Origin of the sequence: Lederbergia ruris, assembly GCF_018332955.1 — a bacterium.
Classification (GTDB): domain Bacteria; phylum Bacillota; class Bacilli; order Bacillales; family Bacillaceae_C; genus Lederbergia; species Lederbergia ruris.
Genome location: NZ_BORB01000158.1, coordinates 1 through 255 on the forward strand (window position 1 = coordinate 1; position 255 = coordinate 255).

1 rRNA gene is annotated in these 255 nt (G+C 47.5%); it reads left to right on the forward strand.

Annotation, left to right across the window (positions count from 1 at the left end):
* Positions 1-134: 134 nt before the first annotated feature.
* Positions 135-250: ribosomal RNA gene (gene rrf, locus KI363_RS21835) — 5S ribosomal RNA — on the forward strand.
* Positions 251-255: the final 5 nt, after the last annotated feature.

Consider the following 255-nt stretch of genomic DNA (forward strand, 5'->3'; position numbering starts at 1 on the left):
GAAACGTAGAAGTTTTCTAGTCGCTGGGCACTGGAGCTGGATTCAAATGGTTGTTTCTCGTTTGTCTTCTTCTTTATCTGGTTTTGAGAGAATAAACTCTCTACAATCCTTACACATCCTGTGTAAGTTTATAGTCTGGTGGCAATCGCGAAGAGGTCACACCCGTTCCCATCCCGAACACGGCAGTTAAGCTCTTCAGCGCCGATGGTAATAAGGGGCTTCCCCTTGTGAGAGTAGGACGTTGCCAGGCAAACG